Annotated in this window: 18 protein-coding genes; 11 read left to right on the top strand and 7 right to left on the bottom strand. The window is 64.3% G+C overall.

The annotated features are described in order from the left end of the window. Positions 1-2,394: PAS domain S-box protein (locus tag CQ12_RS28250; protein WP_157088546.1), on the top strand; the 2,394-nt coding region annotated here is incomplete at its 5' end. A 6-nt stretch (positions 2,395-2,400) separates the two neighbouring features. Here CQ12_RS28250 and CQ12_RS28245 read toward each other — a convergent pair. After that, positions 2,401-3,117: a glutathione S-transferase family protein gene (locus CQ12_RS28245; protein ID WP_198164276.1), complete on the bottom strand. Its 717-nt coding sequence runs from the start codon at positions 3,115-3,117 to the stop codon at positions 2,401-2,403. Between the two features lie 309 nt (positions 3,118-3,426). Between CQ12_RS28245 and CQ12_RS28240 the strand changes: the two genes are divergently transcribed. From CQ12_RS28240 to CQ12_RS28225, 4 genes are all read left to right on the top strand, one after another. After that, complete coding sequence (locus tag CQ12_RS28240) at positions 3,427-4,395, top strand: Bug family tripartite tricarboxylate transporter substrate binding protein (RefSeq protein WP_057838565.1); 969 nt, start codon at positions 3,427-3,429, stop codon at positions 4,393-4,395. Further along, entirely contained in the window at positions 4,392-4,892 is a 501-nt protein-coding gene (locus tag CQ12_RS28235; protein ID WP_057838564.1) for a tripartite tricarboxylate transporter TctB family protein, read from the top strand. The genes CQ12_RS28240 and CQ12_RS28235 overlap by 4 nt, the downstream gene beginning before the upstream one ends. Then, a complete protein-coding gene (locus tag CQ12_RS28230; protein WP_057838563.1) occupies positions 4,892-6,391 on the top strand; it encodes a tripartite tricarboxylate transporter permease in 1,500 nt (499 codons plus the stop codon). The genes CQ12_RS28235 and CQ12_RS28230 overlap by 1 nt, the downstream gene beginning before the upstream one ends. 88 nt (positions 6,392-6,479) lie before the next feature. Then, positions 6,480-7,307, top strand: a complete 828-nt coding sequence (locus CQ12_RS28225) for a metallophosphoesterase family protein (RefSeq protein ID WP_057838570.1) — start codon at positions 6,480-6,482, stop codon at positions 7,305-7,307. Here CQ12_RS28225 and CQ12_RS28220 read toward each other — a convergent pair. Then, positions 7,246-7,731: a Crp/Fnr family transcriptional regulator gene (locus tag CQ12_RS28220; RefSeq protein ID WP_057838562.1), complete on the bottom strand. Its 486-nt coding sequence runs from the start codon at positions 7,729-7,731 to the stop codon at positions 7,246-7,248. The genes CQ12_RS28225 and CQ12_RS28220 overlap by 62 nt on opposite strands. A 259-nt stretch (positions 7,732-7,990) precedes the next feature. Between CQ12_RS28220 and CQ12_RS28215 the strand changes: the two genes are divergently transcribed. Then, positions 7,991-9,016: a Fe(3+) ABC transporter substrate-binding protein gene (locus CQ12_RS28215; RefSeq protein WP_057838561.1), complete on the top strand. Its 1,026-nt coding sequence runs from the start codon at positions 7,991-7,993 to the stop codon at positions 9,014-9,016. A gap of 103 nt (positions 9,017-9,119) precedes the next feature. Then, positions 9,120-10,766 (top strand): ABC transporter permease, encoded by a 1,647-nt coding sequence (locus tag CQ12_RS28210; RefSeq protein WP_057838560.1) that lies wholly within the window; start codon positions 9,120-9,122, stop codon positions 10,764-10,766. Between the two features lie 95 nt (positions 10,767-10,861). Here the strand turns inward: CQ12_RS28210 and CQ12_RS28205 are convergent, their stop codons facing one another. The 3 genes from CQ12_RS28205 to CQ12_RS28195 all read right to left on the bottom strand — a co-directional run bounded on the left by CQ12_RS28205 (position 10,862) and on the right by CQ12_RS28195 (position 12,953). Continuing rightward, positions 10,862-11,521: a GNAT family N-acetyltransferase gene (locus CQ12_RS28205; RefSeq protein WP_057838559.1), complete on the bottom strand. Its 660-nt coding sequence runs from the start codon at positions 11,519-11,521 to the stop codon at positions 10,862-10,864. Between the two features lie 4 nt (positions 11,522-11,525). Further along, positions 11,526-12,176: a 3-oxoacid CoA-transferase subunit B gene (locus CQ12_RS28200; RefSeq protein ID WP_057838558.1), complete on the bottom strand. Its 651-nt coding sequence runs from the start codon at positions 12,174-12,176 to the stop codon at positions 11,526-11,528. 69 nt (positions 12,177-12,245) lie between these two features. After that, complete coding sequence (locus CQ12_RS28195) at positions 12,246-12,953, bottom strand: CoA transferase subunit A (RefSeq protein WP_057838557.1); 708 nt, start codon at positions 12,951-12,953, stop codon at positions 12,246-12,248. Positions 12,954-13,231: 278 nt separating this feature from the next. Here CQ12_RS28195 and CQ12_RS28190 point away from each other — a divergent pair, with 278 nt between their 5' ends. Next, positions 13,232-15,154, top strand: a complete 1,923-nt coding sequence (locus CQ12_RS28190) for an AsmA family protein (protein WP_057838556.1) — start codon at positions 13,232-13,234, stop codon at positions 15,152-15,154. Between the two features lie 231 nt (positions 15,155-15,385). On the opposite strand, the gene CQ12_RS44290 is transcribed toward CQ12_RS28190, so the two are convergent. After that, on the bottom strand, positions 15,386-15,598 hold the full coding sequence (locus CQ12_RS44290) for a hypothetical protein (RefSeq protein ID WP_157088545.1): 213 nt from the start codon (positions 15,596-15,598) through the stop codon (positions 15,386-15,388). Next, positions 15,588-15,818, bottom strand: coding sequence for a hypothetical protein (locus CQ12_RS28180; RefSeq protein WP_157088544.1), 231 nt, complete (start codon positions 15,816-15,818; stop codon positions 15,588-15,590). Before CQ12_RS28180 ends, CQ12_RS44290 begins: the two co-directional genes overlap by 11 nt. Before the next feature lie 146 nt (positions 15,819-15,964). Between CQ12_RS28180 and CQ12_RS28175 the strand changes: the two genes are divergently transcribed. From CQ12_RS28175 to CQ12_RS44285, 3 genes are all read left to right on the top strand, one after another. Then, positions 15,965-16,144 carry a DUF3072 domain-containing protein gene (locus tag CQ12_RS28175; RefSeq protein ID WP_245310202.1) on the top strand — a complete coding sequence of 60 codons (180 nt, stop codon included), beginning with the start codon at positions 15,965-15,967 and terminating at the stop codon, positions 16,142-16,144. 78 nt (positions 16,145-16,222) lie between these two features. Next, entirely contained in the window at positions 16,223-16,384 is a 162-nt protein-coding gene (locus CQ12_RS42820) for a DUF2934 domain-containing protein (protein WP_083519511.1), read from the top strand. A gap of 113 nt (positions 16,385-16,497) precedes the next feature. Beyond that, positions 16,498-16,713: a hypothetical protein gene (locus tag CQ12_RS44285; RefSeq protein WP_198164275.1), complete on the top strand. Its 216-nt coding sequence runs from the start codon at positions 16,498-16,500 to the stop codon at positions 16,711-16,713. Positions 16,714-16,726 lie beyond the last annotated feature (13 nt).

The following is a 16,726-nucleotide window of genomic DNA, read 5'->3' as shown; positions in this document are numbered from 1 at the left end:
ATCCAGACGCTCGCCGGCCAGCCGGCGCCGCAGCCGCGACGCCTGCCGCTGCGCTTCACGTGGCAGATGGATCGGGACGGCCGCTTCACGCTCGGCACCGATGAGTTTACGGGCCTGATGGGCCCGCGCACGACGGCCGCCTTCGGCCGGCCATGGCGCGAGATCGCCGAGACCTTCGGATTCGATCCTGCCGGCCGGATCGTGCAGGCGTTTGCGACCGGCGCCACCTGGAGCGGCATCACGCTGAACTGGCCGGTGGATGGCGGTGGCACGCTGCCGATCGAATTGTCCGGCCTGCCGATCTTCGATGACGCACGGAATTTCGTCGGCTATCGCGGCTTCGGCGTCTGCCGCGATTTCGACGCGCTGGCCCGGCTCGCCGCGCTGCGCCTTTCGGAGTTATCAGGCGAAGCGACGCCGCCGCAGGAAGCGCCCGCCGCGCCACCTTCAGAACCGGCCGCCGCGGCATCGCCTTCGTCAGACGAATTGCCTGAGCCGATTGCTGCCGAGACTTCACATCAAAAAGATCTGGAAACGCCCGTGGAATGTTCCAAGGAAACTTTCAAGGAAGCCGTGCAGGACACCCCGACCGAAGCCGCAGCCGAATTGCCGGTGGATGCCGCGAATGTGCTGTTGTTCCGCGCGCCCGGCGAGGCCAAGACGCTCGGGCTGACGCCGGTTGAAAACAGCGCCTTCGACGAACTGGCGCGGCAATTGTCGGCGCGGCTCGAACCCGAGAACGGCAACGAGGCGACGCCGGACCCCGCCGGCGCCCCCATCTTCGAACCACCGGCAACATCGCCCATGAGCGACGCCGCCAGCGAGACGCCGGAATGGCTGGCGCAACCGGAGCCGCCCGCGCATGGCGAGGCCGCGCGCGGCAAGGCGCTGCTCGATTTGCTGCCGGTCGGCATCCTGATCTACCGGCTCGACCGGCTGCTCTATGCCAACCCCGCCTTCCTGACGCAGATGGGTTATTCGAACCTGCATGCGCTGGAAGAAGCCGGCGGCCTCGACGCGCTCTATGTCGAGCCCGGCGCGTCGAATGTATCATCGACATCGGACACCGGCAGACCGGTGACGATTTCCGCAAGCGTGCCGGCAGACGCGGATGCGCCGTCATCGGCCGCCGAGGCGCGCCTCTACACGATTTCATGGGACGGCGATTCCGCGCTCGCCCTGATCTTCTCGGGCACGCGCCACGAAGCCGCGGCGGTGGCCGCCGCCATTTCGCAAGCCGAGCCGGCAGCTGAGCCTGACGTGTCCCAGCCCTCGGCCGTCGGCCACGCCAATGCCGAAGAACTCGCGGCCATCCTCGACACAACAGCCGAAGGCATCGTGATGTTCGATGCCGAAGGCAACATCAACGCCGTCAACCGAAGCGCCGAAGCGCTGTTCGGCCGTGACGGCGATGAACTCGCGCAGTGCAATCTCGCCGATCTATTTGCGCCGGAAAGCCGGCACGGCGTGTTCGAATACCTCGCCGTCATCAAGGCTTCCGGCGTCGAAAGCCTGCTCGAACATGGCCGCGAGGTGCTGGGCCGCGAAAGCAAGGGCGGCATCATTCCGCTGTCGATGACCATGGGCCGCACCCGCGCCGACGGCCCGAATTTCTTCGCGGTGTTTCGCGACCTGTCGCAAGCCAAAAAGACCGAAAACGAATTGCGCGAGGCGCGGCGGCTGGCCGAACGCGCTGCCAACGCCAAGGCCGACGTGCTGGCCCGTATCAGCCACGAGGTGCGCACGCCCCTGAACGCCATCATCGGCTTTTCCGAAGTGATGATCGGCGAGCGTTTCGGCGCGCTCGGCAACGAGCGCTACCTCGAATACATGAAGGACATCCGCGCCTCCGGCGAACGCGTGATCGCCATCGTCAACGACCTGCTCGACCTGTCGCGGATCGAAACCGGCAAGCTCGATCTCGCCTTCACCAACCAGAACCTCAACGAGCTGGTCGAGAGCTGTGTCGCCGTAATGCAGCCGCAGGCCAACCGCGAGCGCATCATTATCCGCACCTCGCTGGCGCACACGCTGCCACCCGTGATCGCGGACGCACGCGCGTTGCGCCAGATCACGCTGAACCTGATCGGCAACTCGATCCATCTCGCCAATGCCGGCGGCCAGGTCATCGTCTCCACCGCGCTGTCCGATTTCGGCGAGGTGATGCTGCGGGTCCGCGACACCGGCCACGGCCTCAACGACAACGAGGTCGCCGCCGCGCTGGAGCCGTTCCGCACCCGGGCGCCGTCGGATCAGGCCGAGAGTTCGGCCTTCAGCCTGTCGCTGACCAAGGCCCTCGTCGAAGCCAACCGCGCCAAATTCCAGATCAAGACTGGCGGCCGCTCCGGCACGCTGATCGAGATCGTGTTTCCGCACGCGGTGGCGCGGGCGTAGCGTCGATCACGCGATCGGCGAGAGAAACGCTGGAACGCTGCGGCCGTCGCTGCGCAGATAATCGGCCATCGGTGCGACGACCTTGATGACGGCCGGCCTTGCCGTCATGCGCTGGCGCCATTGCAGAAGATTTGGCGTCTCACTGGTCATGTCGGCCCCCATGCGGGCGCCGAACAGCTGCGCCATATAGAACGCGATATCGGCAAAGGAATATTCGCCGGCGAGAAACTCGCGGTCGCCAAGCGCGCGCTCCATCGTTCGATAAAAAGCGGCAGCGGCCTCGCGCGCGGGCTTGCCGGCGGGATCGTCGGGCGTTTTCCAGAGCGGCATCAGTTTGATGATATGCGGGAAATAGACCTCGTCCGATTCATGCTCGAGCCGGCGAGCCCGGGCTCGCGCTGCCGGACTGGCGGGCCACAGCGCAGGATCCGGCTTGATGTCTTCGAGATACTCGAAGATCTGGGTGGAATCGAAAATCTCGAGGTCACCGTCGATCAGCACCGGGACCTGGCGCTTCGGATTGATGCGCAGGACTTCCGGATGCTTGGGCGCATAGCCCTCCTTCTGGGTGAAGGGGACCATGACCAGCTCGACATCGATGCCCTTCTCGTGCGCGGCAATCTGAACCTTGGCGCCGAACATGCTCAGGGCGGCGGAGAACAGCCGCATCTTGCGGCCGCTGCTTCGCTTCGATTCTCGACCGGATTGGACGTTGTCCTGCATCTATTTCCCCTCAATCATCGCCGGCATTCGACCCCAAGGCCCTGGCCAACTTCGTCATTGCGTCTACTCAGGCGCCCTGGCCAAGGCCAAGCAAAGCACGACACCCCTTCGAACGTGCCGAGCAATTGGCGCTTCGCTTCGTTCAAGGCAAGTGCCAAAGGCCAAAAACGCACGCGCCTCAGAGCCCTAGCGAAATCCCTGGTGCCCGGTTCGCTCGACGCAAAGGTCCTTCTGGACAGCGGCGGCGTTTCCGGCTGATATGCGGCGAATTGACACACAACGGCTCGGCTTGAGCCTGGAGGAACCCCCATGATCCCGTTCCATACGCGCCTGTTCGGCGCGGTCGTCGCGTTGACCCTTGCAGCCGCAGCCCCTGCCCTCTCGCAGCAGCTCGAGCTCAAGATCATGGCGCCCGCAGCCCCCGGCGGCGGATGGGATCAGACCGCGCGCGCGATGCAGCAGGCGCTGGTCGCCGCCAAGATCGCCCGCAGCATTCAGGTCACCAACGTGGCAGGCGCCGGCGGCAGCGTCGGCATCGCGCAGTTCGTCAACGGCGCCAAGGGCGACGGCAACCAGATGATGGTGAACGGCTTCGTCATGGTCGGTGCGCTCGCCATGAACAAATCGCCGGTGACGCTCGAGCAGGTGACGCCGATCGCGCGCCTCACCGAGGAGATCCAGGTGATCGTGGTGCCGGCGAATTCGCCGCTCAAGACGGCGCAGGATCTCGCCGCTGCCGTGAAGGCCGACATCGCCAAGGTGACCTTCGCCGGCGGCTCGACCGGCGGCGTCGACCATGTGATGGCGGCGCTGTTTGCGGGCACGATCGGGGCCGACGCCAAGAAGATCAACTACATCCCATTCTCCGGCGGCGGCGAGTCGCTGGCGGCGATTCTCGGCGGCAAGGTCACCGCCGGCATTTCGGGCCTAAGCGAGTACGAAGGCCAGATCAAGTCAGGCAAGCTGCGCGCACTCGGCGTCACGTCGGAGAAGCGCATCGCCGGCCTCGATATACCGACGTTCAAGGAACAGGGCATCGACCTCGTGATCGCCAACTGGCGATCGGTGGTCGCGCCTCCCGGCATCACGCCGGAGCAGCGCAAGGTCCTGAGCGAGGCGGTGGAGAAGATGGTCAAGTCGGACGCCTGGAAGGACATCCTCAAGCAGAAGGGCTGGGATGACGCCTATCTTTCCGGCGATGCGTTCGCGGATTTCCTGAAGAAGGAAACGGCGCGCGTGACCGACGTGCTGAAATCGGTCGGCCTCGTCAAATCATGACGGACACCCCTTCCAGCGATCTTCCGCAGGAGCCGGCGGCGCGGCGCGTCGATCCTGCGGGTCTGGTCGTTGCCGCTGTTCTCGCGGTGCTTGCCGTGGTGCTGGTACTGGACGCACGGCAACTGCCTGCCACCACGATGTACGGCATGGGGCCCGAGGCGATGCCGATCGTCGTCGCAGTCGGGCTCGGCCTGCTTGCGATCGGCAACCTGATCGACGGCTTACGCGGCAACCTGCCACCGCGCGAGAGCGCCGATTTCAAGCCCGTGCTGCTGATCCTCGGCGGACTTGCGCTGCTGATCGCCATCATCGGCTTCGGCGGCGGCTTCATCCTGGCGACATCGGCGCTGTTCGTCACCACTTCGGCAGCGTTCGGACGGCGCGCACTGCTCGCCGATCTCATCATCGCCCTCGTGATGACCACCCTGATCTACCTCGCCTTCGATCGGCTGCTGACGTTGAGCCTCCCTGCCGGCCCCCTGGAAAGACTGCTGTAATGGAAACCTTCGTCGCCCTCGCGCATGGCATGGCCGTCGCCGTCCAGCCGATGAACCTGCTCTATGCGCTGATCGGCGTGTTTCTCGGCACTGCGGTCGGCGTGCTGCCCGGCATCGGCCCGGCGCTTACCGTCGCATTGCTGCTGCCGGTCACCTACAAGCTCGATCCCGGCGGCTCGCTGATCATGTTCGCCGGCATCTATTACGGCGGCATGTATGGCGGATCGACCACCGCGATCCTGATCAACACGCCGGGCGAGAGCGCATCGATGGCGACCGCACTCGAGGGCAACAAGATGGCCAAAGCCGGCCGCGGCGGTCCGGCGCTGGCGACGGCGGCGATCGGCTCGTTCGTCGCGGGCACACTCGCCACCATTGGCCTGGCCTTTCTCGCGCCGTTGCTGGTCGATTTCGCGGTGAAGTTCGGGCCTGAAGATTATTTCGCGCTGATGTGCGTGGCCTTCGTGACGGTGTCGGCGACCTTCGGCGATTCTCCGATCCGCGGGCTGACCAGCCTGTTCATCGGATTGACGCTCGGCCTGATCGGCATCGACAAGCTCACGGGACAGGCGCGGCTTGCGTTCGGCATTCCCGAACTGCTCGACGGCGTGGAGGTGACAACGCTGGCGGTCGGCCTGTTCGCCGTCGGCGAAGCGCTCTACGTCGCCTCGCGCCGCCATCATGCCGAGGAGAAGATCGAGCCGGTGCGCGGCTCGCTGTGGATGACGATGGAAGACTGGAAGCGGTCATGGAAAGCGTGGCTGCGCGGGACGATGTTCGGCTTCCCGATCGGCGCGCTGCCGGCCGGCGGCGCGGAGATCCCGACATTCCTGTCCTACTCCACCGAGAAGCGGCTGACGAAACATCCGGAGGAATTCGGCAAGGGCGCGATCGAAGGCGTCGCGGGGCCGGAAGCCGCCAACAACGCCTCCGCCGCCGGCACGCTCGTGCCGTTGCTGACGCTGGGCCTTCCGACCTCGGCCACGGCTGCGATGATGCTGGCAGGCTTTCAGCAATACGGCCTGAATCCGGGGCCGCTGCTGTTCGCTGAACGGCCCGATCTCGTGTGGGGCCTGATCGCCAGCCTCTTCATCGCCAACGTCATGCTGCTGGTTCTCAACCTGCCGCTGGTGGGCTTATGGGTGCGGCTGCTAGCGATTCCGCAGCCGTGGCTGTACGCCGGCATCCTCGTGTTCGCGACCATGGGCACTATCGCCGCAAAACCGTCGGTGGTCGAACTGTCGATGCTGGCAGGTTTTGGCGTGCTGGGCTTTCTGATGCGCCGGTACGATTTTCCGATCGCGCCCGTCGTCGTAGGCCTCATCCTCGGCCCGATCGCCGAAAGCCAGCTACGCCGGGCGCTGGCGATCAGCCTCGGCGATCCCCTGGTGCTGCTGCAGAGCCCGATGTCGGCAACGCTGCTCGGCATCGCGCTGATCGCGCTATTGGCGCCGTTCGTGCTGAAGGGGATGAACCGATTCAAGGCGAGCGAGGACTAGCGGCATAATTCTTGCTCGAATCCAGTCTGCCTGAATGCAATCCGCTTACGGATTGACCGTTTCCTGGGCATTTTTGGATTTGATCATTATGCGATGCCTTGTCGTTGCCGACTTGCATTATTCGCTGCCGCAGTTCGACTGGCTGCTCGCAGCAGCTACTGAATTCGACGTCGTCATTTTTGCCGGCGACGCGCTCGACATCGGATCGTTCGTCGATTTCCGCGCGCAGATTCTGGTGGTGAAAAAATACCTGTCGCTGCTGTCGCAAACGACGCGCGTCATCCTCTGCTCGGGCAATCACGACCTCGACGAACGCAGCGCCGAGGGCGAAAAGATCGCGCGCTGGGTCGGCGACGTCCGTGAACTCGGCATCGCCTGCGATGGCGACAGCCTAACCGTGGGCGACACGCTGTTTACGGTGTGTCCGTGGTGGGACGGGCCGCTGGTCAAGGGCCGCATCGAAACCCAGCTACGCGACGCCGCGGCCGAGCGAGCGCCACGCTGGATCTGGGTGCATCATGCGCCGCCGGCGAACTCGCCGACGAGTTGGGGCGGCAAGCGGTTCTTCGGCGACGTCGAACTGGTGCAATGGATCGCGCAGTACCAGCCGTCGATGGTGATCTCGGGCCACGTGCATCAGTCGCCGTTCATTTCGGATGGTTCGTGGTTCGACCGGCTTGGCCCAACCTGGGTGTTCAACGCGGGGCTGCAGCCGGGTCGTCCGCCGGTCTATATCGTGCTCGATCTCGATGTGGGCACGGCGTTCTGGCTGCCGGCGGGCGAGGCGCACTGCATCGATCTCAAGGCGCCGCTGCAGCGGCCGGCCGCGCCGGTCACGATCGTTCCAGCGTGGCTCAGATCCTTGGGTCGGATTGCCGATCCGAGCCAGGCGAGACCTGCGACGGCGGCAGGTTGATCATGCTCTGCAGAAGCTCGCCGACCATCGAGAGATGGTTACCCTGACCGGCGTATTGATGCATCAGGTCCGCCAGATAGGTATTGGCGACGTTGAGGCGTTGCGCCAGCAGGCGCGCGATCAACAGCGCCACCGCCGGCTGGTCGCGCAGGAAGGCTGCAGCGTCGTCGAATTCGTAGACGATGGAATCGGCGGCGGCGCGCACGGTGGCGGTGTGGGGCTGCTCGAGCAGGACCGACATTTCGCCCAGCAGCGCCCCCGGCTCGGTCAGAACGGCGACGACGCTATCGCCCTTGATGACCTCCAGCCGTCCTTCCAGCAGCACGAACAGGTGTCCGGTCCTGCTGCCCTCCTGGAGCACGAGCGTGCCCGCCGGCACGGCGCGCTTCGTTCCTCCGGTGCAATAGTCCAGAACCGCCTGCATCGATTTTGCTCCACCTGACCCGACTTGTAGCGCCATCAAGCACTGTGGTACCGGCGCCTCTCGATTCCAAGCATGAAGAATGCCAGAGCCATTTGGCCGGCGGCACGCCTCACAACGGCATCCGATACTTTGGAATCACTCTAAATCAAAAACTGGAATCGCTCTAAACAAAGCCGTTCGCGACATACCGTCGCTGACGCCGTCGTGGCCGCTGCGCTACTGAAACCGGCATCTCCACCAGCATTGTCGGGCAACCCTCATGACGAATTTTCGCGCTACTGCCGCAACCGCAGCGTTGCTCTGTTTCACCGCATTCGGAGCCTCGACGGCGTCCGCCGACGGCGAGGTCAACGTCTACACCTATCGCGAAACCAAGCTGATCCAGCCGTTGTTCGATGCCTTCACCAAGGACACCGGCATCAAGGTCAACGTGGTCTCGGCAAGCTCGGGTCTCGAGCAGCGGATGAAGGCCGAGGGCGCCAACAGCCCGGCCGACGTGCTGCTCACGGTCGATCTCGGCCGCCTCGACGACGCCGTTCAGGCCGGCGTTACCCAGCCGATCAAGTCGGTGGTGATCGACGAGATCGTGCCGGCGCAATATCGCGATCCGGACGGCCAGTGGGCCGGCATTTCGATGCGCGCACGCGTGATCTACGCCTCGAAGGACCGCGTCAAGCAGGACAAGATCACCTATGAAGAGCTTGCCGACCCGAAGTGGAAGGGCAAGATCTGCATCCGTTCGGGCCAGCACATCTACAACAACGGCCTGTTCGCGGCCTATGTGGCCAAGCACGGCGAGGCCAAGGCCGAGGAATGGCTGAAGGGCGTGAAGGCCAATCTGGCGCAGAAGCCGTCGGGCGGCGACCGCGAAGCGGCGCGCGACGTCGCGGCCGGCAAGTGCGATATCGGCATCGGCAACACCTATTATTGGGCGCTGATGATGAACAACGATCCCGAGAAGAAACCGTGGGCGGAAGCCACCAAGGTGATCCTGCCGACGTTCGAAGGCGGCGGCACCCACGTCAATCTTTCCGGCGTCATCCTGGCGAAGAACGCGCCCAACAAGGCCAACGGAGTGAAACTGATCGAATGGCTGGCCGGCGACAAGGCGCAGCAGATCTACGCCGACGCCAACTACGAATACCCGATCCGCGCCGGCGTCGCCGTCAACCCGACGATCGCGGGCTACGGCAAGCTCACCGCCGATCCGACGCCGATCGCCAAGATCGTCGCCAACCGCAAGGCGGCCTCAACGCTGGTCGACAAGGTCGGGTTCGATAATTGATCGCACCAGGTCGCCAAAGCATTTCTGCCAACATGCCCTCTCCCTCCCCGGGAGAGGGCATAATGCTGCATGGGTTTCCGGCTTCTTCCCGATGTGAGCCGGCGTGAACCGGCCGACTCACGCCGGACGCATCGCCGCATCCATCGCGGTCGCAACCGCTGTCCTGGTCGCAGCTCCCGTCATTTCCATCATTGTCCTTGCGCTGCAGCCGGCACCGGACCTCTGGCGGCATCTCATTGACTACGTGCTGCCGGCTACCCTCCTCGACACCACGCTGCTGCTCGGCGGCGTCGCCGCCTTGTCGCTTGCGATCGGCACCGGCACGGCGTGGACGGTATCACTGCATGAATTCCGCGGTCGGCAGATGCTGCTATGGCTGCTGCCGTTGCCGCTGGCGATCCCGACCTATCTCGCCGCTTACGTTTACGTCGACCTGTTCGAGCCGCTGGGCCTGATTCACAAGACGCTTGCGCTCTGGCTGCCGCTGCCGGATACCGTGCGCATGCTGCCCAATCTGCGCTCGCTGCCCGGCGCCATCATCGTGATCGCGCTGGTGCTCTACCCTTACGTCTATCTGTCGGCGCGCACGATGTTCCAGTTCCAGAGCGCAGAGTTTGCAGAAGCCGCAAAGACGCTGGGCGCCGGCCGCTGGACCACCTTCTGGCGCATTTCGCTGCCGATGGCGCGTCCCGCGCTGGCGGTCGGCACAGCGCTGGTGTCGCTGGAAACGCTGAACGACATCGGCGCCAGCGAGTATCTCGGCGTCCGTACGCTCACCGTGTCGGTGTTCACGACCTGGCTCAACCGCGGCAGCCTCGCCGGCGCCGCGCAACTGTCCTGCTTCATGCTGGCGATCGTGGCCGGGCTCATCGCGATCGAGCGTTACGGACGGCGCAACGTCACGACGGAATTTTCCGCTGAAAGCCCGAGGCTGACGCAGCGGACGAAGCTCACCGGCATCAAGGGCACCTGTGCGTTGGCGGCCTGCCTGCTGCCGGTCTTCCTCGGATTTCTGGTGCCGTTCCTTTATCTCGCGCATCAGAGCTTCAAGCGCGGGCTGCTCGCGAATTTCGACCTGGCATTGTGGCGCGACGCCTTCAACTCGGTTGCGTTTGCAAGCCTCGCCACGCTGACGGCGCTGCTGCTCGGCCTTGCCACGATTCTGGCGTGGCGCTGGCGATCGACGGCGCTGCGCTTCGTCGCGATGAACATCGCGCAACTAGGCTACACGCTGCCGGGGCTGGTGCTGGCGCTCGGCCTGCTCGCACCGGTGCTTGCCATCGACAACACGATCAACACGCTCGCCGGGTGGCTTGGACGATCGCTGCCAGGACTGATCATTGTCGGCTCGGGCGCTGCCGTCATCATCGCCTATGTGATCCGGTTTCTGGCGGTGCCGACCGGGTTCATCAAGGCGGGGTTCGAACGGATTCCGCGCGACTATGACGACAGCGCACGCGCGGTCGGCGCCGGCCAGACCACGACGATGCGGCTGATCCACCTGCCGCTGCTCCGCCCCGCCATGCTCGGCGCCGTCATCGTGGTGTTCGTGGATTGCCTGAAGGAATTGCCGGCGACGCTGCTGCTGCGGCCGCTCAACGTCGACACGCTGGCGACCTCGATCTACCAGTACGCCAGCCGCGGCAGTTTTGAGGAAGGCGCACTCGCCGCGTTGTTGATCGTCGCCGCCAGCATCGGCCCGGTGGCATGGCTGACGCGGTTTTCGGATGTGCCGGCCGGGCCGGCGTAAGCAGTGTGTAGGGTGGGCAAAGCGAAGCGTGCCCACCATTCAGGATGATGATTGCGGATCGATGGTGGGCACGGCGCTACACGCCTTTGCCCACCCTACGCGATCGTCCGCACAAACCGGCGAAAGCCCGGCGAACCGGTGAGCCTTTCGAACGCCGGATCGCGCTTCTCCTCGGCGAATGCAAAGCCGGCCTTGGCATAACATCGCTCGGCTGCCTCGTTGCCGATCAGAAACGAGATCGACGCCCGCGCGAAGCCTGCGTCCCTTCCGGCAACGAGTGCATGATCGATCAGCGCCTGCACCAGCCCGCGTCCGCGATACTCGGGCAGCGCCGCGACATGTTCGATCAGCCAGTCGCCGTCGCCGCCCTGTACCCAGCAATTCCTGGTGTAGGCGCCGCGCTGGAAGATCGCAGCCACATCTGACGCGGTCAGCCCGCTCTCGGTCGCCGCCGTTTCAATCGCCGCTTTCGCGGCCAGGCCAATGCCGGAGGCAGGCAAGGCGCACAGCGAGGCCGCCGGCTTTCCTTCGACCTCGGCGATGATGAACTGCGAGACGTGCCACCATGACGGCCGTTGCGCCGTGGCAATTCGTTCGACGAACGACAGGCATTGCGGCTCATCCCAGCCGAGCGCGATGTCGAACCAGCCGCGCGGCAGCGGGCCGCGCTGCGAGGCCAGGATGTTGCGGCCAACGAAGCTGGCGTCGTCGTTGCGCGCGGGACGGATCGCAGGTTGCGACCGCCCCGCCGCCATCGCGTCAGGCGTTCTTCAGCGCGACGCGGAACTCGGCTTCGGTTTTGGCCTTGACCTCGTCCAGCGTGACGCCGTCGGCGAGCTCGATCAGGGCCATGCCGTCCTTGCCGTGCTTGTCGATGGTGAAGACGGCGAGATCCGTCACCACCATGTCGACTACGCGCTCGCCGGTCAGCGGCAGGTTGCAGGTCTTCAGAAGTTTCGGACCGTCCTTGGCGGAGTGCTCCATGACCACGACGACGCGCTTGACGCCGGCGACGAGATCCATCGCGCCGCCCATGCCCTTCACCATCTTGCCGGGGATCATCCAGTTGGCGAGATCGCCGTTCTGGGCCACCTGCATCGCGCCGAGGATCGACAGATCGATATGCCCTCCCCGCACCATGCCGAAGGAATCGGCGGAGGAGAAATAACTGGTCGACGGCAGTTCGCTTACCGTCTGCTTGCCGGCGTTGATGAGGTCGGCGTCTTCCTCGCCCTCGTACGGAAACGGGCCCATGCCGAGCATGCCGTTCTCGCTCTGCAGGTTCACGTCGATGCCGTCGGGAATGTAGTTCGAGACCAGCGTCGGAATGCCGATGCCGAGGTTGACGTAATAGCCATCGCGCAACTCTTTCGCGGCGCGCGCGGCCATCTGTTCACGGGTCCAGGCCATGGGGAGCTCCTCAAATGCTCTTTAGTTTGCGCATGATCTTTTCGGAAAACCGGTCGCCACTTTTCCGGATCATGCGCTGGGCCGCGGGCGAGTGTTGCGGAACTCGATCCGCTTCTTCCCGGTGCCGACCTCGATGATGCGCTTGACGAAAATGCCGGGCGTATGGATGTGGTCGGGATTGAGTTCGCCGGCCGGAACCAGCTCCTCTACCTCGGCCACCGTGATCTTCGCGGCGGTCGCCATCATCGGGTTAAAGTTGCGCGCGGTCTTGCGGTAGATCAGGTTACCGGCAGTGTCGCCCTTCCAGGCGTGGACGATCGCGAGATCGGCGAACAGGCCGCGCTCCATGATGTATTTCTCGCCATCGAATTCCTTCACTTCCTTGCCTTCGGCGATCAGCGTGCCGACGCCGGTCTTGGTATAGAAGGCCGGAATACCAGCGCCGCCGGCGCGGATGCGCTCGGCCAGCGTGCCCTGCGGGTTGAATTCGAGTTCCAGTTCGCCGGCGAGGTATTGCTGCGCGAACAGCTTGTTCTCGCCGACATAGGACGAGATCATCTTTTTGATCTGCCGCGTTTCCAGCAGCCTGGAGAGGCCGATGCCGTCGACGCCCGCATTGTTGGAAACGACCGTTAAACCCTTGACGCCGGAATCGCGGATCGCGTCCGACAGGGTCTCGGCGATGCCGCACAGACCGAAGCCGCCGGACATGATCATCATGCCGTCCTTGAGAACGCCATCGAGTGCCGATTTGGCGTCGGGATAAACCTTGTTCATGGAAATCTGACCTGATGGAGGGATCGGCCGAAAGCCGGCATTATCCGGATTATTAGGCGAATTCTTCGCGGTGCGTCAATGATGCGGGGATTATGCCGCCGAACCGCCTATCCTGCGCCATCTCGGCCTTGAAAGCGTCAAGAAAACCCTTCAAGTTGTGGGGGTTGGCACGGGCTGACCGTTGCGGCGCCTGGCCCCGATCAGCGCCCCTTAATCAGTAAGACCCTAGAGACAGTAACCCGACTTCGGTTTAACCAGATCCGGATATGTCATTGACGATGGCCCAAGGAATGAAGCGCCTCGGGATGCCGGTCGCGGCGCTGTTCGCCGCGGCAATGGTCGGCCTGATCAGCACGTCCTGGTTCCTCAACCGAGATGCGCTGCGCCAGGCGGTCGAGGCGCAGATCCGCGCGGTTACCGGGCTCGATCTGGTCGTGTCGGGCGCGATCGACGTGTCGGTATTTCCGGGCAGCTACGTCTCCTTTCACAATGTCGGACTAAAGGGCGGCGGCACCACCGACCCCGCGTTGCAGGTCGACGTGCTGACGGCAAACCTGCGCCTGCTGCCGCTGTTGCTGCGCCGGTTCGAGATCGCCGACGTCATGATGTTGCGGCCGCACATCCGCGTCGTCAGGGAAGCCGGCGGCGAGAGCAACTGGACGCCGTTCGTCGAACGCATCGCACGCACGATGAAGCCCGGCGCGGAGAACCAAGTGTCGTTCTCCGAAATCCGAATTCAGGACGGCGTGCTGAAATACGAGGACGCCACCAACAACGTCAAGGAACAGCTCGGCGACATCGACCTCTCGCTGGCCTGGCCGTCGATCTCGCGCTCGTTCGCGGCGACCGGGCAATTCGACTTTCGCGGCGAACGCGTCGACGGCTCGATCTCCGCCAGCGACTTCGTCGCGATGCTGTCCGGCGACCGCTCCGGCCTGAAGGCGCGGCTGGTCAGCGCGCCGCTCAAGCTCGGCTTCGACGGCTTTGTCGCCAACCGCACCAGCCTGATGATGGAGGGCACGGTCTCGGTCGACAGCCTGTCGCTGCGCAACGCCCTGCGCTGGATGGGACAGCCGGTGCCCGGCAGCGGCGGGTTCGGCCGTTTCACGCTGAAGGCCCGCGCCAATGTCGTCGGCGCCTCGGTGGCCTTGACCAACGTGAATGTCGAACTCGACGGCAACGCCGCCGAGGGCGTGATGACGGTCGCCAATAATGGCCGCCAGACGCTGCAAGCGACGCTGGCGGCAGGCAATCTGGATTTCACGCCTTACATTTCGACCGTCCGCCTGCTCGCGAGCGGCGCGCGCGACTGGAACCGGCAATTGTTCGACCTCTCCTCGCTCTCCGCCACCGATCTCGACATGCGCCTGTCGGCGGCGCGCGTGACGGTCGGCCCGACCAAGCTCGGCCGCACCGCGTTCGGCGCCAATTTGCGCGGCGGCGCGCTGGCGCTCTCGATCGGCGAAGCGCAGATGTATGGCGGCATCGCCAAGGGCTCGCTCGGGATCGCACGCTCCGATGCGGTCGCCGACGTCAAGGCGCAACTCCAGTTTACCGATGTTGACCTGCAGACCTGCGCCAACGAATTGTTCGGCATCACCAAACTGTCCGGCCGCGGCAATCTCGGCCTCTCGCTGACGGCATCCGGCTCGAGCCCGTTCGGCCTCGCCTCCTCGCTCGACGGCACCGCGACCCTCACCGGCCACGACGGCGCGATCGCGGGCTTCAACGTCGAGCAGCTCCTGAAGCGGCTGGAGCGGCGACCGCTCTCCGGCGGCGGCAATCTGCGCAGCGGCTCGACGCCTTACGACAATCTCAACGTTTCCGTTCGGTTCAATGACGGCATCGCTACCGTCGAGGATCTTCGCGTCGACGGCCCGACGACACGGCTGTCGCTGACCGGCACCGCCTCGGTGCCGTCACGCGAATACGATCTCAAGGGCGTCGCCAGCCTGACGCCGGCGGCCGCCGGCGGCGACAAGGGTTTTGAACTGCCCTTCGTCGTGCAGGGCCCGTGGGACGATCCGCTGGTGTTCCCCGATCCGGAAAGCCTGATCCGCCGCTCGCCGGGCGCTGCGCCCTTGCTCGACGCGGTAAAGGACCGCAAGACACGCGATGCGGTGCGTTCGGTGATCGAAAGGTTTACCGGCGGACCACGACAGCCGGCGCCTGAGGCCGCGGATAACGCGAAGCAGAACTAGTCTGGCGTGAAAGCCGTCTCATCAGCGCGTAGCCCGGATGAGCGTAGCGATATCCGGGATCTTGCCGTCCGTTATTATTGCTGCGGCCGATACTATGCGGCTTGTGTTGAGGAAGTAATCCCGATTGCCCAGCGCTGCCTCGGCGTATTGATCGATCGCAACGACGAGCCTGGAGGTGGGCGTGGCACCAGCCCTCCCGCGTCGCTCGGATCCGGACTTCCGCCAGGGCTTTCAGCCACGGCGGACTATCCGCGTTGTGGTCGTACCATCTGAGCGGTGCTGACATCGCCGGCCACTGTTGATGAAGTTTTCCAGCTCCGCCCGCTTGCGCGAGAGCAGGAGCTGCGCCCGCGCATTGTCGAGACCGGATTGATCGAGCTGACGCGCGAGCTTGTCCAGCTCGGCAATCTGCCGGCGCATCACTTCAATCGCATCATCGCTCACGGCGGTCGACCGTCCCGTTCGAAGGCCTCCTGCTGACGGCGCGGACATCCAGCTTCAACCGCTCATCGACATTGAGCAGGCGCTCCTCTCCGCCGAGCCGATTCCGCTCGCTGATCAGGCCGAGCATGGTGACTCGCATGGACATCAGGTGAACGGCCGCTTCCGAGCAGTCTTCGTCCCGGTTGACCTGTTTGCGGATATCGTCCTCCGCGCTCAGCATCTCCGTCCGCAAGAGCCTGATTTTTCTGCGAATTTCGTTCAACTTGTTGTCCATGGGCCACCTTGCGGTTGAACCCTATAAGAACAAACAAAGAACAAATTTCAAGTTAAGAGTCCGCTCCGGATCAAAGAATCTTGGAGTTCCCGATGCCCCGCCTTCCGGACCAGGTCGACGCGCCGATGACGCCGCGCCAATTGGCGACGCTCCGGACGCTCAGCGCCGAGGCCTATCAGCCAAAGCTGTTCGAGAAGAACCTGACGGCGAGGGAAGCCGAACGGCGGATTGCGGCGCTGAAGGCGGAGATTGAGCTGGCGTACTCGTTCTGAGCTACCCGGCTTCGCCCAGGAACCTTGCTCCTCGCTGCGTGCTTATTCCCGAGGGAGGCCCAGCATAGGAGGACCTGGATGAGCGAGCCGACCGAAAAGGAAATCAACAACCGCGCCTATCAAATCTGGGAGCGCAGCGGCAGGCCCGAAGGCAAAGAGGACGAATTCTGGCGCCTGGCCGAGCAGGAGCTGCGTAACGAAGACAAGTCGTCGCCTGTACGCACGCCCGATACGCTGTAGACGGACGAGCACTGCCTGGCCGAACAGTCGATGTCTCTGCCGCGGCCGGTCTGGCGGGTGGGCCGGCTTTGCCGATTATCGCTGTCTTCGCGTCTCGCAGATTGAATTGACCAGTGGTCAGGGAAATCGCTTCTTCACCTTTTGATGATGGTGGTGGAAATAGCTGTTCCCCTGCTGGCGGCACCGTTCCTCAAGTTCAGCGCTCTCATCGTCGCAACCATGATCGCCTTCAATTCGTTGCCGGTTTCCTGGCCGCGTTCGTGCTGTCTGAAGCACTTCCCCTTCTGGAGAAATTCATTCGGGGCTTACGTTCGCGCAAGCAGGCGTGATTTTCCCGAAAAC

It is taken from the genome of Bradyrhizobium jicamae (assembly GCF_001440395.1).
GTDB classification, from domain to species: domain Bacteria; phylum Pseudomonadota; class Alphaproteobacteria; order Rhizobiales; family Xanthobacteraceae; genus Bradyrhizobium; species Bradyrhizobium jicamae.
This window is presented reverse-complemented; position numbering and strand designations above follow the sequence as displayed.

Bases quoted from the DNA above. Each gene is read 5' to 3' on its own strand.
- CQ12_RS28225 (WP_057838570.1), top strand. From the start codon at position 6,480: ATGCGATGCCTTGTCGTTGCCGACTTGCATTATTCGCTGCCGCAGTTC.
- CQ12_RS28245 (WP_198164276.1), bottom strand. From the start codon at position 3,117: ATGCAGGACAACGTCCAATCCGGTCGAGAATCGAAGCGAAGCAGCGGC.
- CQ12_RS28175 (WP_245310202.1), top strand. From the start codon at position 15,965: ATGCCCCGCCTTCCGGACCAGGTCGACGCGCCGATGACGCCGCGCCAA.
- CQ12_RS28240 (WP_057838565.1), top strand. From the start codon at position 3,427: ATGATCCCGTTCCATACGCGCCTGTTCGGCGCGGTCGTCGCGTTGACC.
- CQ12_RS28235 (WP_057838564.1), top strand. From the start codon at position 4,392: ATGACGGACACCCCTTCCAGCGATCTTCCGCAGGAGCCGGCGGCGCGG.
- CQ12_RS28215 (WP_057838561.1), top strand. From the start codon at position 7,991: ATGACGAATTTTCGCGCTACTGCCGCAACCGCAGCGTTGCTCTGTTTC.
- CQ12_RS28190 (WP_057838556.1), top strand. From the start codon at position 13,232: ATGGCCCAAGGAATGAAGCGCCTCGGGATGCCGGTCGCGGCGCTGTTC.
- CQ12_RS28200 (WP_057838558.1), bottom strand. From the start codon at position 12,176: ATGGCCTGGACCCGTGAACAGATGGCCGCGCGCGCCGCGAAAGAGTTG.
- CQ12_RS28220 (WP_057838562.1), bottom strand. From the start codon at position 7,731: ATGCAGGCGGTTCTGGACTATTGCACCGGAGGAACGAAGCGCGCCGTG.
- CQ12_RS28180 (WP_157088544.1), bottom strand. From the start codon at position 15,818: ATGCTGAGCGCGGAGGACGATATCCGCAAACAGGTCAACCGGGACGAA.
- CQ12_RS28205 (WP_057838559.1), bottom strand. From the start codon at position 11,521: ATGGCGGCGGGGCGGTCGCAACCTGCGATCCGTCCCGCGCGCAACGAC.
- CQ12_RS28230 (WP_057838563.1), top strand. From the start codon at position 4,892: ATGGAAACCTTCGTCGCCCTCGCGCATGGCATGGCCGTCGCCGTCCAG.
- CQ12_RS42820 (WP_083519511.1), top strand. From the start codon at position 16,223: ATGAGCGAGCCGACCGAAAAGGAAATCAACAACCGCGCCTATCAAATC.
- CQ12_RS28195 (WP_057838557.1), bottom strand. From the start codon at position 12,953: ATGAACAAGGTTTATCCCGACGCCAAATCGGCACTCGATGGCGTTCTC.